21 protein-coding genes and 1 pseudogene are annotated in these 24,331 nt (G+C 52.5%); 12 read left to right on the plus strand and 10 right to left on the minus strand.

Going from position 1 to position 24,331, the window contains the following annotated elements:
* Positions 1-73 precede the first annotated feature (73 nt).
* Positions 74-1,174: pseudogene (locus J8X26_RS24520) on the plus strand (MFS transporter); the annotation flags it as partial.
* A gap of 64 nt (positions 1,175-1,238) precedes the next feature.
* Here J8X26_RS24520 and J8X26_RS24525 read toward each other — a convergent pair.
* Together J8X26_RS24525 and ycjG are read right to left on the minus strand one after the other, a co-directional pair.
* Positions 1,239-2,795, minus strand: coding sequence for an ABC transporter substrate-binding protein (locus J8X26_RS24525; RefSeq protein WP_235937345.1), 1,557 nt, complete (start codon positions 2,793-2,795; stop codon positions 1,239-1,241).
* A gap of 208 nt (positions 2,796-3,003) precedes the next feature.
* Positions 3,004-3,981 carry an L-Ala-D/L-Glu epimerase gene (gene ycjG / locus J8X26_RS24530; RefSeq protein ID WP_208952245.1) on the minus strand — a complete coding sequence of 326 codons (978 nt, stop codon included), beginning with the start codon at positions 3,979-3,981 and terminating at the stop codon, positions 3,004-3,006.
* A 132-nt stretch (positions 3,982-4,113) separates the two neighbouring features.
* On the opposite strand from ycjG, the gene tpx reads away from it, so the two are divergent.
* Positions 4,114-4,617: a thiol peroxidase gene (gene tpx / locus J8X26_RS24535; RefSeq protein WP_152327103.1), complete on the plus strand. Its 504-nt coding sequence runs from the start codon at positions 4,114-4,116 to the stop codon at positions 4,615-4,617.
* A 108-nt stretch (positions 4,618-4,725) separates the two neighbouring features.
* Here tpx and tyrR read toward each other — a convergent pair whose 3' ends face one another.
* Positions 4,726-6,300, minus strand: coding sequence for a transcriptional regulator TyrR (gene tyrR, locus J8X26_RS24540; RefSeq protein WP_208952246.1), 1,575 nt, complete (start codon positions 6,298-6,300; stop codon positions 4,726-4,728).
* A gap of 254 nt (positions 6,301-6,554) precedes the next feature.
* Between tyrR and xthA the strand changes: the two genes are divergently transcribed.
* Positions 6,555-7,364, plus strand: a complete 810-nt coding sequence (gene xthA, locus J8X26_RS24545) for an exodeoxyribonuclease III (protein ID WP_208952247.1) — start codon at positions 6,555-6,557, stop codon at positions 7,362-7,364.
* A gap of 5 nt (positions 7,365-7,369) precedes the next feature.
* Positions 7,370-7,759 carry a pyrimidine (deoxy)nucleoside triphosphate diphosphatase gene (locus J8X26_RS24550; protein ID WP_152327100.1) on the plus strand — a complete coding sequence of 130 codons (390 nt, stop codon included), beginning with the start codon at positions 7,370-7,372 and terminating at the stop codon, positions 7,757-7,759.
* Between the two features lie 82 nt (positions 7,760-7,841).
* On the opposite strand, the gene J8X26_RS24555 is transcribed toward J8X26_RS24550, so the two are convergent.
* The 3 genes from J8X26_RS24555 to J8X26_RS24565 form a co-directional block, all read right to left on the minus strand.
* A complete protein-coding gene (locus tag J8X26_RS24555; RefSeq protein ID WP_193333189.1) occupies positions 7,842-8,138 on the minus strand; it encodes a DUF1496 domain-containing protein in 297 nt (98 codons plus the stop codon).
* Positions 8,139-8,160: 22 nt separating this feature from the next.
* Entirely contained in the window at positions 8,161-10,107 is a 1,947-nt protein-coding gene (locus tag J8X26_RS24560) for a DNA topoisomerase III (RefSeq protein WP_208952248.1), read from the minus strand.
* 234 nt (positions 10,108-10,341) lie between these two features.
* Positions 10,342-10,893: an NAD(P)H nitroreductase gene (locus J8X26_RS24565; RefSeq protein WP_152327099.1), complete on the minus strand. Its 552-nt coding sequence runs from the start codon at positions 10,891-10,893 to the stop codon at positions 10,342-10,344.
* Between the two features lie 179 nt (positions 10,894-11,072).
* On the opposite strand from J8X26_RS24565, the gene sppA reads away from it, so the two are divergent.
* The 4 genes from sppA to J8X26_RS24585 all read left to right on the plus strand — a co-directional run bounded on the left by sppA (position 11,073) and on the right by J8X26_RS24585 (position 15,689).
* Positions 11,073-12,926 (plus strand): signal peptide peptidase SppA, encoded by a 1,854-nt coding sequence (sppA, locus tag J8X26_RS24570; RefSeq protein WP_208952249.1) that lies wholly within the window; start codon positions 11,073-11,075, stop codon positions 12,924-12,926.
* A gap of 156 nt (positions 12,927-13,082) precedes the next feature.
* The gene (gene ansA / locus J8X26_RS24575) at positions 13,083-14,096 is read left to right on the plus strand and encodes an asparaginase (protein ID WP_165057761.1); all 1,014 of its coding nucleotides are present in this window, start codon (positions 13,083-13,085) and stop codon (positions 14,094-14,096) included.
* A gap of 20 nt (positions 14,097-14,116) precedes the next feature.
* On the plus strand, positions 14,117-14,746 hold the full coding sequence (pncA, locus tag J8X26_RS24580) for a bifunctional nicotinamidase/pyrazinamidase (protein WP_152327096.1): 630 nt from the start codon (positions 14,117-14,119) through the stop codon (positions 14,744-14,746).
* A gap of 388 nt (positions 14,747-15,134) precedes the next feature.
* On the plus strand, positions 15,135-15,689 hold the full coding sequence (locus J8X26_RS24585) for a serine acetyltransferase (protein ID WP_152327095.1): 555 nt from the start codon (positions 15,135-15,137) through the stop codon (positions 15,687-15,689).
* A gap of 68 nt (positions 15,690-15,757) precedes the next feature.
* Here J8X26_RS24585 and J8X26_RS24590 read toward each other — a convergent pair whose 3' ends face one another.
* The gene (locus tag J8X26_RS24590) at positions 15,758-16,030 is read right to left on the minus strand and encodes a YeaC family protein (protein ID WP_152327094.1); all 273 of its coding nucleotides are present in this window, start codon (positions 16,028-16,030) and stop codon (positions 15,758-15,760) included.
* Positions 16,031-16,113: 83 nt separating this feature from the next.
* Complete coding sequence (msrB, locus tag J8X26_RS24595; protein ID WP_152327093.1) at positions 16,114-16,527, minus strand: peptide-methionine (R)-S-oxide reductase MsrB; 414 nt, start codon at positions 16,525-16,527, stop codon at positions 16,114-16,116.
* A 349-nt stretch (positions 16,528-16,876) separates the two neighbouring features.
* On the opposite strand from msrB, the gene gapA reads away from it, so the two are divergent.
* Both gapA and J8X26_RS24605 read left to right on the plus strand, forming a co-directional pair.
* Complete coding sequence (gene gapA, locus J8X26_RS24600; RefSeq protein ID WP_193333173.1) at positions 16,877-17,875, plus strand: glyceraldehyde-3-phosphate dehydrogenase; 999 nt, start codon at positions 16,877-16,879, stop codon at positions 17,873-17,875.
* A 170-nt stretch (positions 17,876-18,045) separates the two neighbouring features.
* Positions 18,046-18,915, plus strand: coding sequence for a D-hexose-6-phosphate mutarotase (locus J8X26_RS24605; RefSeq protein WP_152327091.1), 870 nt, complete (start codon positions 18,046-18,048; stop codon positions 18,913-18,915).
* 73 nt (positions 18,916-18,988) lie between these two features.
* Here J8X26_RS24605 and J8X26_RS24610 read toward each other — a convergent pair whose 3' ends face one another.
* Together J8X26_RS24610 and J8X26_RS24615 are read right to left on the minus strand one after the other, a co-directional pair.
* Entirely contained in the window at positions 18,989-19,843 is an 855-nt protein-coding gene (locus J8X26_RS24610; protein ID WP_165057769.1) for an aldo/keto reductase, read from the minus strand.
* Between the two features lie 121 nt (positions 19,844-19,964).
* Positions 19,965-20,714, minus strand: coding sequence for a MipA/OmpV family protein (locus tag J8X26_RS24615; RefSeq protein WP_152327089.1), 750 nt, complete (start codon positions 20,712-20,714; stop codon positions 19,965-19,967).
* A 520-nt stretch (positions 20,715-21,234) separates the two neighbouring features.
* Between J8X26_RS24615 and yeaG the strand changes: the two genes are divergently transcribed.
* Both yeaG and J8X26_RS24625 read left to right on the plus strand, forming a co-directional pair.
* Positions 21,235-23,169 carry a protein kinase YeaG gene (yeaG, locus tag J8X26_RS24620; RefSeq protein ID WP_165057771.1) on the plus strand — a complete coding sequence of 645 codons (1,935 nt, stop codon included), beginning with the start codon at positions 21,235-21,237 and terminating at the stop codon, positions 23,167-23,169.
* Between the two features lie 34 nt (positions 23,170-23,203).
* Positions 23,204-24,331: YeaH/YhbH family protein (locus J8X26_RS24625; protein ID WP_208952250.1), on the plus strand; the 1,128-nt coding region annotated here is incomplete at its 3' end.

A 24,331-nucleotide genomic window follows, 5' to 3' on the forward strand; every position in this document is an offset into this window, starting at 1 on the left:
GATACGGTAGCAATGGACTAATTCGATATCAAATATCTTTCAAATCAGTATCAAATAATTTTGCGCGGTACATTACTACAGCCAGCCAATGCTCGGTATTATGGGCGGAAACTTGCAGGCCAGCACCACGTCGGTCGGGCTTATCCCGACACTGACGCAGGCCGGCTACGCGCTGGGCATTCTGTTTTTGATCCCCCTTGGTGACCGTCACGACCGCCGGACCATTATCCTGCTCAAGAGTATTTTGCTGGCCGCTGCGTTACTGCTGTGCGGTTTTGTGCCGGGCATTCACGGCTTACTGGCCGCCAGCCTGATCACCGGTATCGGCGCCACTATGGCGCAGGATATCGTGCCCGCTTCCGCGCATCTGGCTCCGGCGGCGCAGCGTGGTAAAACGGTCGGGACGGTGATGACCGGTTTGCTGGTCGGGATCCTGCTTTCCCGCGTGGTCAGCGGCTTTGTTGCGGAATATTTTGGCTGGCGGGTGATGTATCAGCTGGCAGCGGTCAGCGTCGCGCTGATTGGTTTTGCGCTGTGGCGGGTGCTGCCACGGTTCGCACCGGACACGCGTATCAGCTATGCCCGACTGCTGCATTCCATGTTCGGATTGTGGAAGCACTATAAAACGCTGCGCCACGCGGCGCTGGCTCAGGGTTTGCTGTCTGTCGCATTCAGCGCCTTCTGGTCAACCCTGGCGATTATGCTCAACGATACGTTCCATCTGGGCAGCGCGGTGGCCGGTGCTTTCGGGCTGGCCGGTGCAGCCGGTGCGCTGGCGGCTCCGCTGGCAGGCGCATTAGCCGATAAAAAAGGCCCGGCGCGGGTCACACAAATGGGTTCTGCGCTGGTGATGGTGTCATTCGCCGCGATGTTCCTGCTGCCGCTGTTGTCGCCGCATGCGCAACTTGCGCTGATTGTGGCGAGTGCCATCGGTTTTGACTTAGGTATTCAGGCCACGCTGGTTGCCCATCAGACACTGGTTTATGGCCTCGAACCTGCGGCTCGCGGCAGGCTGAACGCCCTGCTGTTTACCGTGGTGTTTATCGGGATGTCCGCCGGTGCCGCGCTGGGCAGTAAAGCACTGGAAGCCGGTGGCTGGACGGGTGTGGTTCTCCTGGCCACCGTTGCTGCGGCCGCCGCCCTGCTGGTCCGTTTGTTCAGCCGTAAAAGCTGACCGTCAGATAAAAACAAAAAGCGCCGTGACTGGCGCTTTTTGCATTTTGAGAAGACACGAAATATCAGTGTTTGATGATGTACATTTCCTGGCTGTAAGCGACGTCTTCCGGGTTGGTGATCGGATAGCCTTTCACCCACGGTTTGATCAGGCGGCCATTGGTATACTGGTAAATCGGCGCAATCGGTGCCTCGCTGGCGATAATTTGCTCGGCTTTGTTGTAATCGTCGTTACGGCGCGCGTCGCTGGTTTCACGGCTGGCTTCAGCGATGACTTTGTCGTAATCGGCGCTGCTGAATTTGCTGATATTGCCGGAGTGCGTGGACGTCAGCAGGGACAGGAAGGTTGACGCTTCATTATAATCGCCGACCCATGACGCGCGGATCACATCGAAATTGCCGGTGTTGCGGCTGTCGATATAGGTTTTCCATTCCTGATTAACCAGTTTTACATCAGCACCCAGATTCTTTTTCCACATCGAGGCCACCGCGATCGCAATCTTCTGATGGCTTTCGGAGGTGTTGTACAGCAAGGTCAGATGCAGCGGTTTGTTCGGACCATAACCCGCCGCCGCCAGCAGCCCTTTCGCCTGCGCATTCAGTTCTTCCTGCGAGTAATCCTGCATTTCACTTTTCGTTGCTTTGAAACCGTTGGTAACGTCAGGCGTAAAGCGCCACGCCGGTTTTTCGCCTGTGCCCAGCACTTTTTCGGCAATCACGGTGCGGTCGATACTCAGCGACAGCGCCAGACGCACACGCGAATCGTCGGTCGGCGCACGACGGGTGTTAAACGCGTAATAATAGGTGCCGAGCTGATACGGCGTGTAGACCTGTCCCGGAATATCGTGCATCAGTTTTTTGTACTGATCTTTCGGGAAGGATTCGGTGATATCGATATCATTGGCCAGATAACGTTTTGTGGCGTTGGATTCTTTATTGATTGGCACGAAAGTGACTTTCGTCAGCACGGTATGCGCGTGATCCCAGTAATTCGGATTCGGCTCCAGCATCAGTTTTTCGTTCACGACGCGCTCTTTCAGCACATACGCGCCGTTGCCCACCAGATTGCCGGGCTTGGTCCAGTCATCGCCAAATTTTTCCACCGTGGCTTTATGCACGGGGAACAGGCTGAAATTCGCCAGCAGGCTGACAAAAAACGGCACCGGACGGTCGAGCGTGACGCGCAGTTGCGTCGGGCTGATGGCGGTAACACCGAGCTTATCAACCGGCATTTTCCCGGCAATGATCGCATCGGCGTTAGCAATACCGGCCAGCGCCGCAAACCATGAACCGGTTGATAAGCTTTTCGGATCAACCAGACGCTGCCAGCTGTATACGAAATCCTGCGCCGTCACCGGATCGCCGTTCGACCATTTGGCGTCTTTACGCAATGTGAACAGGAAAATCTGATTGTTCTGGTTCTGCCAGCTTTCGGCGACGCCCGGAATATTTTTCCCGTTAGCGTCCTGATTCACCAGACCTTCGAACAGATCACGCGCCACCTGCGCTTCAGGCAAGCCGACGACTTTCGCCGGGTCGAGCGAAGCGGGTTCATCTTTGATATGACGGACGATTTCCTGTCTGGCGGCAAGTTGCGTACCGGCGGGAACCTGAGCGGCCATGGCCTGACCGGAAATGAGTGCCACCAGCGCGGCACAGACGGAATACGGTAAGAGAGGAAACGATTTTCCCTGCGGCATAAATTCTCCTGAACACATAAGGGGCCAGCCCTGAAATATTCAGGAGTTTTATCATTTGTTACCGCAATCCCCTACAGGAAATCGTTACAGATTTGCCTTCGCGCACAAAACAACGGCCACAAGCGAGAAATTATTCGGAACCGGCGATGTCAATTCCGCCGCAGTGAAACTTCATCGCGGGTTCAACGTCCTGCGCCAGCCAGGTCGGGCCATCAAGATCGATGAACTTCGCGCCCGCCGTCAGCGGAAGTGCCGCGCGCACCGCGCGCGAGGTGCATAACATGCAGCCCAGCATGATTTCAAACCCCTGCTCACGCGCCGCCTTTGCCAGCCGCAGTGCGCCCGTCAGGCCGCCGGTTTTATCGAGTTTGATATTCACCATCTCATAACGCCCTTTCAGCGCCGAAAGCCCTTCAATCGTATGGCAACTTTCGTCGGCGCAAATTGGCAGGGGATGGATGAAATTCTCCAGCGCAGAATCTTCACCCGCAGGTAACGGTTGTTCGAGCATCAAAATCCCGAGATCGGCCAGCAACTGGCAGCGTGCCGCCAGCCCGTCGCTTTGCCACGCTTCATTGGCATCCACAATCAGAGACGCCTTGGGCACGGCGGCGCGGATAGCCACCAGACGTTCGGCTATCAGCCGGTCATCGAGTTTAATTTTCAGCAGCGTTGCACCCTTTTGTTGCAGTGCGAGCGCGGCTTCCGCCATCTCTTCCGGCGTGCCGATACTGACGGTCTGCGCCATGCTGATTGACGCCAGCGGTTCAGTGCCGGTGAGTTGCCAGAGAGTCTGGCCGGTGAGTTGCGTTTCAAGATTCCACAACGCGCAATCAAGCGCATTTCGTGCGGCACCGGCAGGAAGCAAATGTTGCAACTGTTCGCGCGTTGCGCCCTGTTCAATCGCAGTGACGGCGCTGGCAATTTGCGCCATCACCGAGGTTTCGCTTTCGTCATAGCGGGGATACGGCGTGCATTCTCCCACGCCGCGAATGCCCTTTTCTTCGATTTCGACTGTGACTACGCGCGCTTCAGTGCGGCTGCCGCGGGAGATCACAAATGTCGTATGCAACGGCCAGGCTTCCGGATAAAAGCGGACACTTCTCATAGCGGCTCCTCGGTATATACTCAAACGGGTATATATAAGATATACAAGTATTTAGCATTTAATCTATATCCAACCTACAATTGTTCCCCTAAACTGAAAGCCGTTTGACTCCAATGTCCATAGGAAATAATCATGACCCAGACAGTACACTTTCAGAGCAACCCGGTCACCGTTGCCGGCAAAATCCCACAAAAAGGCGATGTCGCCAAGCCGTTCAGCCTGGTCGCTAAAGATCTCTCTGATGTCAGCCTGAGCAGCTTCGCGGGCAAACGCAAAGTCCTGAACATTTTCCCAAGCATTGATACCGGTGTTTGTGCGACGTCAGTGCGTAAATTCAACCAGCTGGCGGGCGAAATTGAGAACACTGTGGTTCTGTGTATCTCCGCTGACCTGCCATTCGCACAGTCCCGTTTCTGCGGTGCGGAAGGCCTGAGCCACGTCACCACGCTGTCCACCCTGCGTGGCGGTGATTTCAAATCCGAATACGGCGTCGCGATCACCGACAGCGCACTGGCTGGCCTGACTGCGCGTGCCGTTATCGTTCTGGATGGTCAGGACAACGTGCTGTACAGCGAGCTGGTGAACGAAATTACCACCGAACCGGACTACGAGTCTGCGCTGGCTGTCCTGAAATAAGGATCTGAGTTTTGCCATCTTCGGATGACAGGCGAAAAAAAAGCAACGGCTCAGTCCGTTGCTTTTTATTGCTTCTTATTTAATGAAAAATTTACTGACCAGCAGGCATTACTCTTCGCTTTCGCCGGTTTCACCGCGACGGGCGCTGAGGCCGTATTCGCGCAGTTTATTGGCAATCGCCGTGTGTGAAACGCCCAGACGTTTCGCCAGTTTTCGCGTGCTTGGATAAGTGCGATAAAGACGGGTCAGCACCGAGCGTTCGAAACGCTTGCTGATGTCGTCGAGCGAACCGTTTAGCGCTTCTTCGCCAATCGTCACTTCGGCATCAAAGTCTGGCAGAATGATGTCCTGCGGGCGCAGTTCACCGCCTTCCAGCTGGGTGAGCGCACGATAAATGGCGTTTTTGAGCTGACGGACATTGCCCGGCCAGCCGTAATGCGTCAGATAATTTGCCAGCTGCGAGGACAATTTCGGTCGCGGCATCCCCTGTTCATCAGAGAAACGCGCCACAAACAGTTCGGTCAGCGGCATGACATCCGCCGGACGATCGCGCAGCGGCGGCAGTGTCAGGCTCAGCACGTTCAGACGGTAATACAGGTCTTCACGGAATTCTCCACGCTGAACCAGTTCCACAAGATTCTTCTGCGTGGCGCACATCACGCGTACATCCACCTTCACTTCATGCTCTTCGCCGACGCGCCGGAACGTGCCGTCATTGAGAAAACGCAGCAACTTGATCTGCATTCTCGGCGACATTTCACCGATTTCATCGAGCAATACCGAACCGCCGTTGGCCTGTTCGAAGAAGCCTTTTTTGCCTTCCAGGGCATTCGGATAGGCGCCAGCGGCATAACCGAACAGTTCACTTTCAACGACATCATCCGGCAGCGAAGCACAGTTGAGGCCAAGGAACGGCTTTTTACCGCGCGCGCTGCGCAGGTGGCAGGCGTGTGCCAGCAAATCTTTGCCGGTGCCGGTATCACCGACGATCAGCAACGGGGCATCCAGCATCGCCAGTTTGCGGGCCTGATCCAGCACGTGGCGCATTTTGCTGCTGACCGCGACAATATGGTCGAACTCGCTGTCGTCGTTGACCGTCAGATCCTGCAACTGCCGACCCATACGGGCGGCTGATTTGAGCATGACCACGGCACCGGCGATCCCGCCTTTTTCGTTTTCATCCTCAATGTGGATCGGGGTGAGATCCATCAGGAAATCCTGACTGCGGATGACAATTCGCTCGGAATGCGGCTGAGCATTATCGCTTTCTAACCATCGCGTGACGTTATAACCGGTGATCAGGTTCGCCGCCGTGACGTTGCGGATTTTATCTTCATCGAGTTCAAACAATGCCATCGCTGCAGGGTTGGCCTGCTCGATTTTACCTTTCATATCAATGGAGAATACCGGCTCCGGCATGGAAACCAGCAGCGCACGCAGGGCGCGGTGTTCACGCTCAGAAGGCATGAACGTGACAGTACGGACATCCGTCACGCCGTCGATACGGCGGATTTCTGCCATCAGGGCGCGAAAAGTATCAAAATCCAGTTGGGAAAAATTAAGGTAAATGCGGCCAATCGAGGCAATCTCGATACCGCGTAAATCAATACTGCGTAAAACCAGTAGATCGAGTAGTTCCCGGGTGAGCCCCAGGCGGTCTTCGCAAAAAACTTCCAGACGCATCAGTGTTGACCTTTTTCTGCCGGTGCGGAAATCGCTGGAGGGATAATACTCTTTCATGTACACGGGAAGAAGAGACTGTCACGAAAAGTTGACAAAATAATTCCCGGATGGAAATCCGCTTGCCACACTGATCGGGCAAGCGTTTTGCTTTTGCAGTGATTTTTGCTGTTATTTTCGGGTGAGCGGACTTCGCCATCGCCCCCTTTTTCTGCTACTATCGCCCTTCTGATTTCATCGCCAAATGGTTCCCGACTATGAAGTTCGTCTCCTTTAATATCAACGGATTGCGCGCACGCCCGCACCAACTTGCCGCCATTATTGAACAGCATCAGCCTGACGTGATCGGTCTGCAGGAAACTAAGGTTCATGACGACATGTTCCCGCTGGAAGATGTCAGTCAGTACGGCTATCACGTGTTCTATCATGGTCAGAAAGGCCATTATGGCGTGGCTATGCTGACTAAGCAGGAACCGGTGGCTGTACGTCGTGGTTTCCCGGGAGACAATGAAGACTCCCAGCGCCGTATCATTATGGCCGACATTGAAACGCCCCAGGGCATTCTGACGGTCATCAACGGGTATTTCCCGCAGGGTGAAAGCCGCGACCATCCGACCAAATTCCCGGCCAAAGAGAAGTTCTACCGCGATTTGCAGGATTACCTGAACACCAGTTTGTCAGTGAATAATCCGGTGGTTGTGATGGGCGACGTGAATATCAGCCCGACCGATCTGGATATCGGTATCGGCGAAGACAGCCGTAAACGCTGGCTGCGCACCGGTAAATGTTCTTTCCTGCCGGAAGAGCGCGAATGGATGGATCGCCTGAAAGGCTGGGGACTCGTTGATACGTTCCGCGCCGCTAACCCGGAAGCGACTGATAAATTCTCGTGGTTTGACTACCGTTCACGCGGCTTTGACGAAAACCGCGGCCTGCGCATCGATCTGATCCTGGCGAGCAATCCGCTGGCTGAACGCTGTTTAGCGACCGGCATCGATTACGATATTCGCGGAATGGAAAAACCGTCTGACCATGCGCCAATCTGGGCAACGTTCGACCTGAAGTAATACGGATGAAAACGATTGATGTGGTTGCCGCGCTGATTGAATGTGAGGGAAAATTACTCCTCGCCCGGCGCGATGCCAGCAGCGATCAGGCCGGTTTATGGGAATTCCCCGGCGGGAAAGTCGAAGCCGGTGAAAGTCAGCCCGCCGCGCTGATACGTGAGTTACGCGAAGAGATGAACATCACCGCGCAGGTTGCCGGTTTTGTCGCGACCAGCGAACTGCACCAGCCGGAACGCCTGATCCGGCTGCACGGCTGGCGCGTCAGCAGTTTTACAGGAACGATTTCGTTACAGTGTCACTCGGAAGTTTGCTGGGTTGCGCCGCAGGAGGTTCGTTCCTTTGAACTGGCACCGGCGGATATTCCGCTGATTGACGCCTATCTGCGGGCCTTGTAGCCACGGCGCCGCTTAACGCTTCTCCATAAAAAAGGCGCGGACAGGTGACTGTTTCCGCGCCTTTTTGCTGTTCAGAGCCGGGTTATTTTTTCAGCACTTCCCATTTCAGTTCATTGGTGCCGACCACGTTCGGGTCGCGCGAGCATTGCAGCACCACGCTGTCCGCCGTGACCACCGCGCCCTCACTGTAGCTCTGGTTGTTGTAGATGCAGCAGTTATGGCAGGTCGGCGCACTGTTATTATTGCCGTTGCCGCTGTTTTCCCAGATTTGCGGCGGCAGCGGTACCACGACGTCCGCGCCGTTGCCGTAACGCTCCGCCATAGCCGGAGCCGACAGCAATGACGAACTGACCAGTAACGCCATCAGCGCTTTATGCATCAACTTCTTATTCATCAGTACGTTATTCATCACTGCTTGCTTCCTTCCCTTTGGGACTGGCTTTACGCCGTTTAGGTGCGCTTTTGCCTTTCACCGCCGCAGCGGGCTTAGAAGGCAGGCTGCGAAATGCCGAAGACACCCGGTTCGTTTTGGCCTGAATGATGAGGTTCTGCAACGTGGCGACCAGCGGTTCCATGAAATCCTGGTAGCGGCAGCTTTTTTCACTGATACGCGTCAGCGTGGATTCCCAGTCAGCCGTCATATCTGGCCTTGCGGCAATATCCGGCAGCGAATGAATCAGTGCGCGGCCAGTGTCGCTGGAATGTATATAACGCCCTTTTTTGTATAAAAACTCGCGGCGGAACAGGAGTTCGATAATCCCGGCGCGTGTCGCTTCTGTGCCCAATCCGTCCGTGGCGCGCAGAATTTTCTTCAGTTCTTTATCCTGCACAAAACGCGCAATACCGGTCATCGCGGAAAGCAATGTCGCATCGGTGAACGGGCGCGGCGGCTGCGTCTGGCGCTCCACCACTTCTCCGCGTTCGCACAGTAATTCATCGCCCTTCGCCACGACCGGCAACGGCGTACCTTCGTTTTCTTCGTCACGCTCTTTGCTGCCAAGCAGTGTTCGCCAGCCTGCTTCAGCCAGAAAACGCGCTTTGGCGATAAACTTGCCACCTGCAATATCCAGATCGATAACGCATTTGCGGTATACCGCGTCGGGGCAGAATTGCATCAGATACTGACGTGCTACCAGACCATAAATTTTGCGCTCGTCATCGCTCAGGTTGACGTTACTGCTGCGAGCCGTCGGGATAATCGCGTGGTGCGCATCGACCTTTTTGTCGTCCCAGCAACGGTTACGCAAATCGGTATCAACCACCGGCTGCGGCATTAAATCCGGGCGGTGAACGCCGATGGCATTCAGTACGGCGTGACGTCCGGCAAAATGTTCTTCTGGCAGATATCGGCAATCCGAACGCGGATACGTAATCAGTTTGTGCGTTTCATAGAGTTTCTGACAAATATCCAGAATCTGCTGCGCGCTCAGGCCAAAAGCTTTTGACCCTTCAATCTGCAAGGTGGATAACGAGAACGGCAACGGCGCGATGTCATTTTCACGTTTGTCGTTATACCCGGTGACCATCGCCGGTTGCCCGGCAATGCGCGCCACCACGTGATCGGCCAGCGGGCGGTGCAGCAAACGCCCTTCTTCATCCTGATACGGCTCGCAGGAGTCGCTCGGTTGCCAGAGCGCGATGAAGCGTTCTTCGGCAGGCGTGACGATATGCGCTTTCACTTCAAAAAAATCTTTCGGTACGAAGTTTTCGATTTCTTCATCACGGCGCACCACCAGACCGAGCACTGGCGTTTGCACGCGGCCCACGGAAAGCACGCCGTTGTATCCTGCATTGCGCCCTAAAATAGTATAGGCGCGGGTCATGTTGATGCCGTAAAGCCAGTCAGCGCGGGCGCGGGCCAGCGCAGAAACGCACAGCGGAATAAAATCACGGTTGTCGCGCAGGCGTTCAATGGCACGTTCGACGGCCTGCGGATTGAGATCGTTAATCAGACAGCGCTGGGTCGCCTGGCGTTTTTCCGGCGTCAGTTCGAGATAATCCAGCACTTCATCCACCAGCAGTTGCCCTTCGCGATCCGGGTCACCCGCGTGGACAACCTGAGAGGCTTCAAGCAGCAGACGTTTGATGACATTAAGCTGTTTAGCGACGGAAGGACGCGGCTGAAGCTGCCATTTATTAGGAATGATCGGTAAGTCAGCCAGTGCCCAGCGGGCGAAGCGGCTGTCATAGGCATCCGGCTGGGCCTGTTCCAGTAAGTGACCGACACACCAGGTCACCACCTGGTCGTTACCGCAGGCAATGTATCCGTCGCCGCGGCGATGAGGCTTTGGCAGGACATCGGCAATAGCGCGGGCAAGGCTGGGTTTTTCGGCAATAAACAGACGCATCAGATCGCACCGTCCTGAAGTGTGACCGCTACAAGAATTTCCATCATCCCATCCTTCATTCACAACGTCCTCATCATCCAGGGTGGCTATGTTAGCCGCTGGCGGCGCAATTAGTAAGATGGATAGAGACATCCGGGATGGCGGTCGCTCACAAAGGCAGCGAAAAACCGGTTTATCAGAATCAACCGAACATATTCTGCTGAAAAACCGGTCTGTCCGTCGTGAGGAAATGGCTTAGAAATGCGTCACGAAAGGTGTGCTGTCCACCGGAATGACCTGCAAACTTGCTTTGAGCTGCGGCGTGCCGAGATACAGGAAACCGACGATTTTATCGTTCTCGCCGCAATGGAAGGCTTTGCGGACATCAGGATGATCGGTCCACGCGCCGGTGCGCCAGATGCCGTTGAACCCCTGAGCCAGCGCTGCCATCTGCATCGCCTGCACGGCACAACCGGCGGACAACAATTGTTCCCACTGTGGCACTTTCGGGCTTTCCTTGCAGGCCGCAATCACGGTGATGATTTGCGGCGCGCGAAGCGGAGCCTGCGTGGCTTTCTCAATGGCTTTTTCGTCCGCGCCGTCTTTGATCGCCGCCGCGCGCAGCAGCTCACTGAAACGCGTCAGACCATCATTTTCTGCAATCACGAAGCGCCACGGCTGAAGCGCACCGTGGTCTGGCGCACGCAGCCCTGCGTTGATGATATTTTGCAGTGCTTGCCCTGCCGGTGCGGGAGCCGCCAGACGGGATGCAGAACGGCGGTTAAGTAACAAATCCAGTGCGTCCATTTTAATCTCCTGAGAATAATTGCTATTTACCTTACGTTAACATAGGCACAACGCATTTTTCCAACCTCCGGCAGGCTTTCGGATAATGCGTCACCGCCAAATTCTGAAATGATTTAAAGCTGACATTTCTCCGGCAGGTCATTAGGATAGCGAGACTTAACCGTCTTATTGGAGAGACCATGCGCACATTGTGGCGAATTATCGCCGGTTTTTTTAAGTGGACCTGGCGTCTTCTTAATTTCGTCAGAGAATTCATTCTCAACGTATTTCTTATTCTGATCATTCTGGCCGGCGTCGGCATCTGGTATGCCGTGCAGGATAAGCCGGTTGAAACCACCAAAGGCGCGCTGCTGGTTGATCTTAGCGGCTCGGTGGTGGACAAACCTTCCGTCAACAATAAAGTCCGCCAGTGGGGCCGCGAGCTTCTGGGGACATCCAGCAGCCGGTTACAGGAAAACTCCCTGTTTGATCTGGTCGATACCCTTCGTTCAGCAAAAGATGACAAAAACGTCACTGGTATCGTGTTGCAACTGACCGATTTCACCGGTACCGATCAGTCATCAATGCAATATATCGGTAAAGCATTGCGTGAATTCCGTGATGCCGGTAAACCGATTTACGCCATCGGTGACAGCTACAATCAGTCGCAATATTATCTGGCGAGCTACGCCAATAAAATCTATCTGTCGCCGCAGGGCGCGGTCGATTTGCACGGTTTTGCGACCAATAATCTGTACTACAAATCTCTGCTGGATAAGCTGAAGGTCACCACCAACATCTTCCGCGTCGGGACGTATAAATCTGCCGTTGAACCGCTGATCCGTGATGATATGTCGCCTGCGGCCCGCGAGGCGGATAGCCGCTGGATTGGTGGCTTGTGGAGTAACTACCTCAATACCGTTTCAGCTAACCGTCAGATTACGCCTGAGCAATTGTTCCCGGGTGCAGCGGGCATTCTTGCGGGAATGCAGGCCACCGGCGGCGACATGGCTCAGTACGCACTGAAAGCCAAACTGGTGGATTCTCTGGCATCACGGACCGACGCAGACAATGACATGGTGAAAGCATTTGGCTGGAATAAAACCACCAAAGACTTCAACTACACCAGCATTTACGATTATTCACCGAAGCCAAAACCGGATAACAATGATCCGCAAATCGCGGTGATCTTCGCGACCGGTGCCATCAACGACGGTGAAGAGCAACCGGGTGCGGTGGGCGGCGATACCACCGCACAGCAAATTCGCGATGCCCGTCTGGATCCGAAAGTGAAAGCGATTGTCTTCCGCGTCAACAGTCCTGGCGGCAGCGTCAGCGCGTCTGAAGTGATCCGCTCTGAACTGGCCGCCGCGAAAGCTGCGGGTAAACCGGTGGTAGTTTCAATGGGTGGCATGGCGGCTTCCGGGGGTTACTGGATTTCAACGCCAGCGAACTACATCATTGCCAGCCCAAGCACGCTGACCGGCTCCATCGGTATCTTTGGTGTGATCAATACGTATCAGAACACACTTGATTACGCCGGTGTGCATACTGACGGCGTGGCGACTTCCCCGCTGGCCGATATCGCATCGACCAAAGCGTTGCCGCCGGAATTCTCGCAAATGATGCAACTGAACATCGAGAATGGGTATAAAACTTTCCTCGGCCTGGTGGCGAATTCCCGTCATAAAACGCCGGAGCAGATTGATCAGATTGCACAGGGTCACGTCTGGATTGGTTCTGACGCCAAGGCCAACGGTCTGGTGGATGAACTGGGTGATTTCGATGACGCCGTGAAGAAAGCTGCGGATCTGGCCAAACTGCCGAAATGGCAGTTGAACTGGTATGTCAGCGAGCCAAGTCTGAGCGATATGTTGTTCTCCCAGGTCAGCGTGTCCGTTCACGCCATGCTGCCCGCGGCTATTCAGGCCTATCTGCCTGCGCCGGTGAGCAAAATGGCGATGGAGCTGAAATCACAAGCTGACCTGTTCAGCAACATGAACGATCCGCAAAACCGTTACGCACTTTGCCTGACGTGTGGTGACGTGAAGTAATTGCGTTAACCCCTGCGGCATGAAAATCTGCCCGGCGCTTCTCCCAGAGAACGCCGGGCTTTTTTGTGGCACCGCCCTTTTCTGGTGGGACAGCGGCGGCGAAGCCTTTATACTTAGCGCAGTTGCTTTCACCTTTCTAAAAAAAGAACATCTTTGATGACTAAAAAATCTATTTACGTTGCCTACACCGGCGGCACCATCGGTATGCAGCGTTCTGAGCAGGGTTACATTCCTGTATCCGGCCATTTACAACGCCAGCTGGCGCTGATGCCAGAATTCCACCGCCCTGAAATGCCTGAGTTTACGATTCAGGAATACGCGCCACTGATGGATTCTTCCGACATGACGCCGGAAGACTGGCAGCACATCGCGGACGACATTCAGGCGCATTACGACGATTACGACGGTTTTGTGATTTTGCATGGCACGGACACCATGGCCTTCACGGCTTCTGCGCTGTCTTTCATGCTGGAAAATCTGAGCAAGCCGGTGATCGTTACGGGTTCGCAAATCCCGCTGGAAGCCCTGCGCTCTGACGGGCAGATTAACCTGCTGAACTCGCTGTATATTGCGGCAAATCATCCGGTTAACGAAGTCACCCTGTTTTTCAATAACCGTCTTTATCGCGGTAACCGCAGCACTAAAGCCCACGCCGACGGTTTTGATGCATTCGCGTCACCCAACCTTTCTCCGTTGCTGGAAGCGGGCATTCACATCCGCCGTCTGTCCACCCCTTCGCTGCCGGTCGTTCCTGCTTCGACGCTGAAAGTGCATCACATCACCCCGCAGCCTATCGGCGTGGTGACTATTTACCCCGGCATTTCCGCAGAAGTTGTGCAAAACTTTCTGATGCAGCCCGTGAAAGCGCTGATCCTGCGCTCTTACGGAGTCGGCAATGCCCCGCAAAAAGGTGATTTGCTGAAAGTGCTGAAGGACGCCTCTGAGCGCGGCATTGTGGTCGTGAATCTGACGCAATGTATCTCCGGACGCGTCAATATGGGGGGTTATGCAACGGGCAATGCGCTTGCGCATTCCGGCGTGATCAGCGGATTTGATATGACGGTGGAAGCCGCGCTGACCAAGCTGCATTACCTGCTCAGCCAGTCACATACGCCGGAAGAAATCCGCGAACTGATGCAGCAGAATCTGCGTGGCGAACTGACGGAATAGTTGACCGTATAAGAGGCGATATGAAATCTGCGTTGTTGCTGGTCGATTTGCAAAACGATTTTTGCCGCGGTGGCGCGCTGGCCGTTAATGACGGGGATGCGACCGTTGCCGTCGCCAATCAGATGATGTTGTGGTGTAAAAGCCGCGATATCCCCGTGGTGGCGTCGCAAGACTGGCACCCTGCCGGACACAAAAGTTTTGCCGCAAACTCGCATCAGGATGCCTGGACATCGGGTGAACTGAACGGGCTGCCGCAGGTCTGGTGGCCGGTTCACTGCGTTCAGCACGAACCCGGCGCGGAATTCCATCCGTCACTGAATACGCGTCTTTTAGATTTTGTCGTCCAAAAAGGCACGGACGCTGAAATCGACAGTTACAGCGCATTCTTCGATAACGGCCACCGCGCCGCTACCGTGCTGAACGACTGGCTGAAAGCCTCAAAGATTTCGCATCTTTATGTCATGGGTCTGGCGACGGATTATTGTGTGAAGTTCACGGTCCTGGACGCGCTGTCACAGGGATATCAGGTTACGCTGCTGACCGATGGCTGCCGTGGTGTGAACATCGAACCTCACGACAGTGCTGAAGCTGTTGAAGCAATGCGTGAGGCTGGCGCACAAATCGGGACGGCAGACGCCCTGAACGGCTGATTACTCTGCTCTTCAGAGGCAAAAAAGGCGCGTATGCGCCTTTTTTATTCCCTGACATTTCGCGTAAAAAACTGCTTATCTCCATGTCTCCGCCGTAAGATGTTCAATTCCGGACAAATTCATTTTTTACAAAACTTCACGTAATAGATCTCGTTTTGGGTATGCGTAATACGTTATAAATAGCACACTATCATTAATCACCTGGCTGTATTCCATGATAATTTTACGACTGGCATGCCACGCTAATGACTCTGCAATGTCTCCGTTATTTTTTATCGATAAATAATGAATGGACTATGCGTGGCCGTACCAATAAGATGGCGCCGCTTTTTATTAAATGAATAACTCAAGCTTAGGATGAGCAGGCTAACCCTTAAGGATTATCAGATTGAAAGAATATCAATATCAAATTTTAAAAAGCTGTCTTCAGCGTGAAGTGATGGATTCAGAGAAAGACTTTTCCTGGTTCCGCACGCTGCATCGCGCCATTAAATGCCCGGGCAGGCGATTCTACTTCTGGTGGCGAATCGCTAATTATCTTTATAAAACCGGCGGCAAGGCTTCCAGAAAATATGCAATTTCGGTAAACAGAAGATTAAGAAATAAATATGGTACCGATATCAATCTGGGCGCTGATATTGGCCCCGGAATGAAGATTTCTCATTTCGTTGGTATTGTGGTTGCCGATTGTTGCGAAATAGGCTCGAACCTGAACATTAAGCAAAATGTGACAATTGGTATCAAATATGACAACCAGAGCGGCAAGATCTATATCGGGGACAATGTCATCATTGGTGCGAACAGTTGCATTATTGGTTGCGATATAAGCATCGGGAATAATGTCACCATCGGTGCGATGAGTTTCGTAGATAAAAATGTTCCTAATGATTGCGTTGTCTATAACCAGCGCACAGATAACCTGATCTACAAGCAGATTGCGTAACCCACTGACGATTATTTTTTAAAGGCGCGTTATGCGCCTTTTTTATGCCTCAGACAAACCCCCTCCCATTACTCCGGTTTGAGTCTAATCAGCGCATCCTGAGCGAACTGTTGTTTCAGCTCTTGCTTGCTTTTGGTAACGATCTGCCCGTCAGTGCCGATGCTCATATGCTGGGCATCCACGTTGTGACGTGACTGATACAGCATCACCGCTTGCAGGCTGTTCTCTTTTTGTTCTGGCGTCAGCGCCACACCGTCGGGCCATTTCCCCAGCTCTACGGCCAGCGCCAGACGTGCGTAGATTTCCGGCGTCATTACATCAATGAGTTGATTAATTTCCATCTGAGCACCTCTGTTCAACAGGATTATTCAAAAGGTTTTGAATAATAGCTGAATCGATTTTGTCGGTAAGATTACAGCGCAGCCTAACCGGCCGTTTTTTCGCCATTTTTGCTGTCGGTAAAACTCATCGAAGCAGAATTTACGCAGTAACGTTCACCTGTTGGTTGCGGGCCATCCGGGAAAACATGCCCTAAATGTGCCTCGCAGCTGGAACAGCGGATCTCAATGCGGTCCATATTATGCGTATTATCAGTGAGATATTTTATCGCATCGTGGTCAACAGGTTGATAAAAACTTGGCCATCCGCAGCCGGATTCATACTTAGTCTCGGAGTAAAACAGAGGCGCGTTACACACTACGCAATGATAAATGCCCTGGCGAATGTTGTGCAGCAGTTTTCCTGTATAAGGGCGCTCGGTTCCGTGTTCCTGAGTGACATAACGTTGAATTTCAGTGAGTTGTTCGGGTGCAGAAGCAGATTTGGATGCATTGCTCATGATTATCGTTCTCTGACGAATTTAAATTACAACTAAATTAACAGTTTATAATAACAAAAAATTAACAACAATTCAGCCTGTTTTGTCCTAAACTGTATGGCATCAGCGTTAGCCAGCTCCAACTTGTGATGGCGATCACACTCCTGATCTTCTTGTCCTTTATATTCTGTTTTTCGCCCCCATCTGGTTGTGAGCCGATTAAAAAAACGGAACGTGCAATAAGCGAGCAACAGTAGGTCGTCGCTTTGACTTACAGCAATAATTGACACGATTCCGCTTGACGCTCAGCAAGGTTTTTGTAATTTTACAACCAACCTTTTATTCACTAAAAAAATAGCTGGTGGAATATATGACTATCAAAGTAGGTATCAACGGTTTTGGCCGTATCGGTCGCATTGTTTTCCGTGCTGCTCAGGAACGTTCTGACATCGAGATCGTAGCAATCAACGATCTGTTAGACGCAGAATACATGGCATACATGCTGAAGTACGACTCAACTCATGGTCGTTTCAACGGTACTGTTGAAGTTAAAGACGGTCACCTGGTTGTTAACGGCAAAACCATCCGTGTTACCGCTGAGCGTGACCCAGCTAACCTGAAATGGAATGAAGTTAACGTTGATGTTGTTGCTGAAGCGACTGGTCTGTTCCTGGACGACGCAACTGCACGTAAACACATCACTGCAGGCGCTAAGAAAGTTGTTCTGACTGGTCCATCTAAAGATGACACCCCTATGTTCGTTATGGGCGTTAACCATAAAGAATACAAAGGTCAGGAAATCGTTTCTAACGCATCTTGCACCACTAACTGCTTGGCACCACTGGCTAAAGTTATCAACGACAACTTCGGTATCGTTGAAGCGCTGATGACCACTGTTCATGCAACTACCGCAACTCAGAAAACCGTTGATGGCCCGTCTCACAAAGACTGGCGCGGCGGCCGCGGCGCATCTCAGAACATCATCCCTTCTTCTACCGGTGCAGCTAAAGCAGTAGGTAAAGTTATCCCTGCTCTGAACGGTAAACTGACTGGTATGGCGTTCCGCGTTCCTACTCCTAACGTTTCTGTTGTTGACCTGACTGCACGTCTGGAAAAACCAGCAACCTACAAAGAAATCTGCGCAGTAATCAAAGCAGCTTCTGAAGCAGGCGACCTGAAAGGCGTTCTGGGTTACACCGAAGACGACGTTGTTTCTACCGATTTCAACGGCGAAAAACTGACTTCAGTATTCGATGCTAAAGCAGGTATCGCGCTGAATGACAACTTTGTGAAACTGGTTTCCTGGTACGACAACGAAACTGGCTACTCAAACAAAGTACTGGATCTGATTTCTCACGTTTCCAAATAATTGGCAATGTTGATGAACTGATTGAAGGGCGACGCAAGTCGCCCTTTTGCTTTCTGTCAGTCGCACATTTTTATCAGGCATATGAGTGCGATCAAACAGAATGATGACGTTCATCTGTAGTCTTGGTTCTTATCTTCGTAATTGTTAAAACCCTGACAGGACTTTAGATAATGACAGAACAACTCTTTTCTCTTCCGGTCGTAAACCAAATTTCAACCACCATCAGCCAGCGTCAGATCGACGAACTGCCGGTGATCGTTGTTTCTCATCCCAAAGTAAAAGCGGCTGTAGCCTTACAAGGCGCACATTTATTGTCCTGGCAGCCTGAAGGCGAAGCGCCTGTGCTGTGGATGAGCAGCGCAAGCGCTTTCAAAGAAGGCGTCGCAATTCGTGGCGGTATTCCAATTTGCTGGCCGTGGTTTGGCCCGGCGGGTAAACCGTCTCACGGTTTTGCGCGTAACTTCGCCTGGACACTGACCGATCACAAAGAAAGCGCTGAAGGCGTTGTTCTGACGCTGACGCTGAAAAGCACACCTGAAAGTCTGGAATTGTGGCCACACGAATTTGTGCTGACCGCGCGCTTCACACTCGGTGAAATCTGCCACATTGAGCTGGAATCTGCCGGTGACTTCGAAGCCAACAGCGCCCTGCACACCTATTTCAACATCGGCAATATCGCGGATGTCACCGTTAAAGGGCTCGGTGCCAGCTTCATTGATAAAGTCGATGGCGCGAAACTTAAAGAAGAAGCTGGTGACCTGACCTTTACCGGACAGACTGACCGCATCTACACCCAGCCTCAGGCGACCAGTGAAATCGTGGATCCGGTGCTGAAACGCACGCTGGTTGTTGCGCATGAAAACAACGCAGACGTTGTGGCGTGGAACCCGGGTTCTGCGCTGTCCGTAAGCATGGCCGATATGCCAGACGACGGTTACAAAACCATGGTTTGTGTTGAAACGGCGCAGGTGTCAGACAAGCATGTTTCGACCGCCGCTGCACCGGCACGTCTTGCGGTGACATTCTCAATCCGCAAATAACCGGACAGAGTTTTCCCGTCGTAAAAACTAAGGGGCCATCCGGCCCCTTTTGTCTGCGTCAGATTTAGCGAATTCAGACCATATCCAGCGAGGTTTTCCCGCGTGGTGCCGGAAAGGCAGCATTGATCATCGCAATTTCTTCATCCGTCAGAAACAGCGCCAACGCTGCCGCATTCTCTTTGACATGCTGCGGCTGAACGGCTTTAGGAATCGCAATCACGTTGCGGGTGCGCGTTACCCAAGCCAGCGCGATTTGCGAACTGCTCACGCCGCGCACGGCGGCAATTTTCTGCATCACCGGATTGTCCAGCACGTCATGACGTAATTTTCCGGCCTGTGCCAGCGGGCAATACGCCATTACCGGGACAGCGTGTTCTTCGCACCACGGCAAAAGGTCAAATTCGATGCCCCGTGAAGCGGCGTGATATAAAACCTGATCGGTCATACATTCCTGGCCGCCGGGAATCTTCCACAATTCCTGCATATCATCGGTATCAAGATTGGATACGCCCCAGCGCCGGATTTTGCCTGACTGCTGCAACTTTTCCATCGCCGCAACGGTGTCATGTAACGGAATCGAACCACGCCAGTGCAACAGATACAGGTCTATACAATCTGTTTGCAATCTTTTGAGACTTTGTTCGCAGGCGGTTATCGCCTTCTCCCCTCCGGCATGATGTGGATAGACTTTTGAGACCAGATACACTTCATCACGCCGTCCGGCTATTGCCTCGCCGACCACCCTTTCCGCCTCGCCGTCCGCGTACATTTCTGCGGTGTCGATCAGGGTCATACCGGCATCCAGCCCTTGTTTCAGCGCATCCACTTCGGCGCGCCGCTCACTGCGTTGTTCTCCCATAAACCAGGTGCCTTGTCCGATTGCGGGAACGCTTGTGCCATCAGGAAATTGCACGGTTTTCGCTTTCATCTGTTTCCTCCTGTCGGGTCTGCAAAAATGAGTGATGAACTCGTGGTGAACTATAAATGTGCAAATGGGGCGAAACGCCCCATGAATGTGCAGAGTATGCACCGGAAAAGTGCCCGCTTAATTAAAAGCTGTAGGTCACACCGGTCCAGACAATCGCGCTATAAGATTTATCCACCATCGGACTGTCTTTCACTTCGTCCGCTAAACGGATGTAACGGCCGGTGAAGAAGCCCTGCCAGTCGCGGGTAAAGTTATAACGAGCGGAAATCTCGGCGTAAGGACTAAAGCTGTCATCGGCAGAATAGCTGTTCAGGCCACTGCGACGCGATTCTCCTTTGGTGACGCCATAGTAGTAATCGTTCTGGTTGCTGCTGTTCCACATAACACCAAAACCAGGAACCAGTGCCCAGTTGTCCTGATGAATCGGATACAGATAAGCCGCATCGGCGACCAGGCCATTACTGTTATTGAGCACATCACCGTTAAACGTTGCACGCAGCGTGCCCCAGTCTTCAACATGTGAATACGCCAGACCGCCCATCAGCGTACCGCGGCGTTTGTTGAGACGTTTCATCTGGTGATCGTCAGAGTCATCGGGGTCAAAACCGAATGGAATATAAGTTGCAGTGACGCTGAATTTATTGCTGCTGTCTTTCCAAAGATAGTAGCCTGCAGTCAGTGATTTGAAATAGAAATCGTCACTGTCGTAAGACACGATCGGCACGGGTAAAATTTTATTGTCATAACCACGGTATGCGTTGACATCCGCCAGAGCCGAAGCGCCGAGTGACCAGGTTCCTGCGACAGCTGCATGACTGAAAAGCACTGCCGAGCCCACGATGGACAGTGTTTTGAGGTTCAAAATCTTCATTGTCTTAATTCCATTAAGTAAAAAATCGTCGGTAGTGTAAATGAAGCGTAAGTATCCCGCTTAGCATTTCTCGTTCTCTAAAAAACCTTAACCTGAAAAATCGAAGCGATCGCACAATTTATCTGCAAAATATGAAATAAAAATGACTAAAGAAACAACTTCCGGTCTGCAAGGCACGTCCTGCAAGGCTTTTCAGAGCATTCCGGACAACTGAGTCATTGAAATGACTTAAAAAACGGCAAAACCAGAGAGGAAATTTTTCTAATGCCAAACTACGCTTATAAATAGATGAAAGACTTAGCCTGAACAGTCGCCCGTCCCACCGATTTATGACAGTTTTCAAATCATCGCCACTGTCAGCGTCAAAGGGGTTCTGCAAGTTGGCATAAGGGTTGCTGTATTCAGGTGGGAGATCTTTCTTCCGGGGGCTTAGCTCTCATTAACCTGTGCTATACCCAAGTCTTTGAGGTTGCGCTAACGCTTCAAAACGAAAGGTAAAATAACGAAGGACGGGCATCGTATGAACATATTTGACCATTATCGCCAGCGCTATGAGGCTGCCAAGGACGAAGAGTTCACACTGCAGGAATTTCTTACCATTGCACGGCAAGATCGCAGTGCTTATGTCAATGCGGCGGAACGTCTGTTGATGGCAATCGGTGAACCAGTGATGGTAGATACCGCGCTTGAACCACGCCTGTCGCGTTTATTCTCGAACCGTGTTGTTGCACGCTACCCTGCATTTGAAGAATTTTACGGCATGGAAGAGGCCATCGAGCAGATCGTCTCCTATCTGAAACACGCCGCGCAAGGTCTGGAAGAAAAGAAACAAATCCTCTATTTACTGGGTCCGGTGGGTGGTGGTAAATCGTCACTGGCCGAACGGCTGAAATCCCTGATGCAACGTGTACCGATTTATGTGCTGAGCGCCAACGGCGAACGCAGCCCGGTAAACGATCATCCGCTGTGCCTGTTTAATCCGCAGGAAGATGCGCATATTCTCGAAAAAGAATACAACATTCCTCCGCGCTATCTGGGCACCATCATGTCGCCGTGGGCGGCAAAACGTCTGCACGAATTTGGCGGTGACATCACGAAATTCAGAGTCGTGAAAGTCTGGCCGTCGATTCTCGAACAAATTGCTATAGCCAAAACTGAGCCTGGCGATGAAAACAACCAAGACATCTCCGCGCTGGTCGGGAAAGTGGATATCCGTAAACTGGAGAACCACGCGCAGAACGATCCGGACGCTTACGGTTATTCCGGCGCACTTTGCCGTGCAAACCAGGGTGTGATGGAGTTCGTCGAGATGTTTAAGGCACCGATTAAAGTGCTGCACCCGCTGCTGACCGCCACACAGGAAGGTAACTATAACGGGACTGAGGGGATCTCTGCCCTGCCGTTCAACGGCATTATTCTGGCGCACTCCAACGAATCTGAGTGGGTGACGTTCCGCAACAACAAGAATAATGAAGCGTTCCTTGACCGTGTGTACATTGTCAAAGTGCCTTATTGCCTGCGCGTTTCCGAAGAGATGAAAATCTACGACAAACTGCTCAGCAACAGTGAACTGGCGCATGCTCCTTGCGCGCCGGGTACGTTAGAAACGCTGGCACGCTTCTCCATTCTTTCGCGTCTGAAAACGCCGGAGAACTCCAGCAGCTATTCCAAAATGCGCGTCTATGACGGCGAAAGCCTGAAAGACACCGATCCGAAAGCCAAATCCTATCAGGAATACCGCGATTATGCGGGCGTGGACGAAGGGATGAACGGGCTGTCGACGCGTTTCGCGTTTAAAATTCTGTCCCGCGTATTCAACTTTGATCATGCGGAAGTCGCCGCCAACCCGGTCCATCTGTTCTATGTTCTGGAACAGCAAATCGAGCGCGAGCAATTCCCGCAGGACATCGCTGAAAAATATCTGGAACACCTGAAAGGCTATCTGATCCCGAAATACGCAGAATTCATCGGTAAAGAGATCCAGACCGCTTATCTGGAATCCTATTCAGAGTACGGACAAAACATTTTCGACCGTTATGTCACCTACGCTGACTTCTGGATCCAGGATCAGGAATACCGTGACCCGGATACCGGCCAGCTGTTTGACCGTGAATCCCTGAACGCAGAGCTGGAGAAAATTGAAAAACCAGCCGGGATCAGTAATCCAAAAGATTTCCGTAACGAAATTGTCAACTTCGTGCTGCGTGCCCGCGCCAATAACAGCGGCCGCAATCCAAACTGGACCAGTTACGAAAAACTGCGCACGGTGATCGAGAAAAAAATGTTCTCAAATACCGAGGAACTACTGCCAGTTATCTCGTTTAACGCCAAGACGTCGACCGATGAACAGAAGAAACATGATGATTTTGTCGACAGAATGATGGAGAAAGGATATACACGCAAACAGGTTCGCCTGCTGTGTGAATGGTATCTGCGCGTAAGAAAATCCTCGTAACAGGGGATCGTTGGCAACGTCGTTTGGGGGAAATATGACGTATTTTATTGACCGCCGGCTGAATGGCAAAAACAAGAGTGCGGTGAACCGCCAGCGCTTCTTGCGTCGCTATAAGTCGCAAATCAAACAGTCGATTGCCGAGGCCATCAACAAGCGTTCGGTTACCGACGTGGACAGCGGGGAGTCGGTTTCGATCCCCAATGCAGATATCAACGAACCCATGTTCCATCAGGGCCGCGGTGGCTTACGCCACCGTGTTCACCCCGGCAATGACCACTTTGTGCAGAATGACCGTATCGAACGACCGCAAGGGGGCGGTGGCGGCGGCAGTGGCCAGGGCGAAGCCAGTCAGGACGGTGAAGGCGAAGACGAGTTTTCTTTCCAGATCTCCAAAGACGAATATCTCGATCTGCTGTTTGAAGATTTGGCGCTTCCTAACCTGAGAAAAAATCAGCATAAGCAGCTGACTGAATTCAAAACCCACCGCTCCGGTTATACGTCTAACGGCGTACCGGCGAATATCAGTGTGGTGCGCTCTTTGCAAAACTCTCTGGCTCGCCGCACGGCGATGACCGCGGGTAAAAAACGGGAGCTGCGTGAGCTGGAATCGACCCTGACCGAGGTCGAACACAGTGAACCGGCACAATTACTGGAAGAAGAACGGCTGCGTAAGGAAATCGCCGAGTTGCGGGCAAAAATCGCCAAAACGCCGTTCATCGACACCTTTGATTTACGTTATCGCAACTACGAGCGTCGCCCTGAGCCTTCCAGCCAGGCTGTGATGTTCTGTCTGATGGATGTCTCCGGTTCTATGGATCAGGCAACCAAAGACATGGCCAAACGTTTCTATATTCTGCTCTATCTGTTCCTGAGCCGGACGTATAAAAACGTCGACGTGGTCTATATCCGTCACCATACACAAGCCAAAGAAGTGGATGAACAGGAGTTCTTCTACTCGCAGGAAACCGGCGGGACCATCGTTTCAAGCGCACTGAAACTGATGGATGAAGTCATTCAGGAACGCTACGACCCTGCGCAGTGGAATATTTATGCCGCGCAGGCCTCTGATGGCGACAACTGGGCTGACGATTCCCCTCTTTGCCACCAGCTTCTGGCACAGAAGATCCTGCCGATGGTGCGTTATTACAGCTATATCGAAATC

Source organism: Rahnella sp. ChDrAdgB13 (assembly GCF_017655185.1).
Lineage (GTDB): Bacteria > Pseudomonadota > Gammaproteobacteria > Enterobacterales > Enterobacteriaceae > Rahnella > Rahnella contaminans.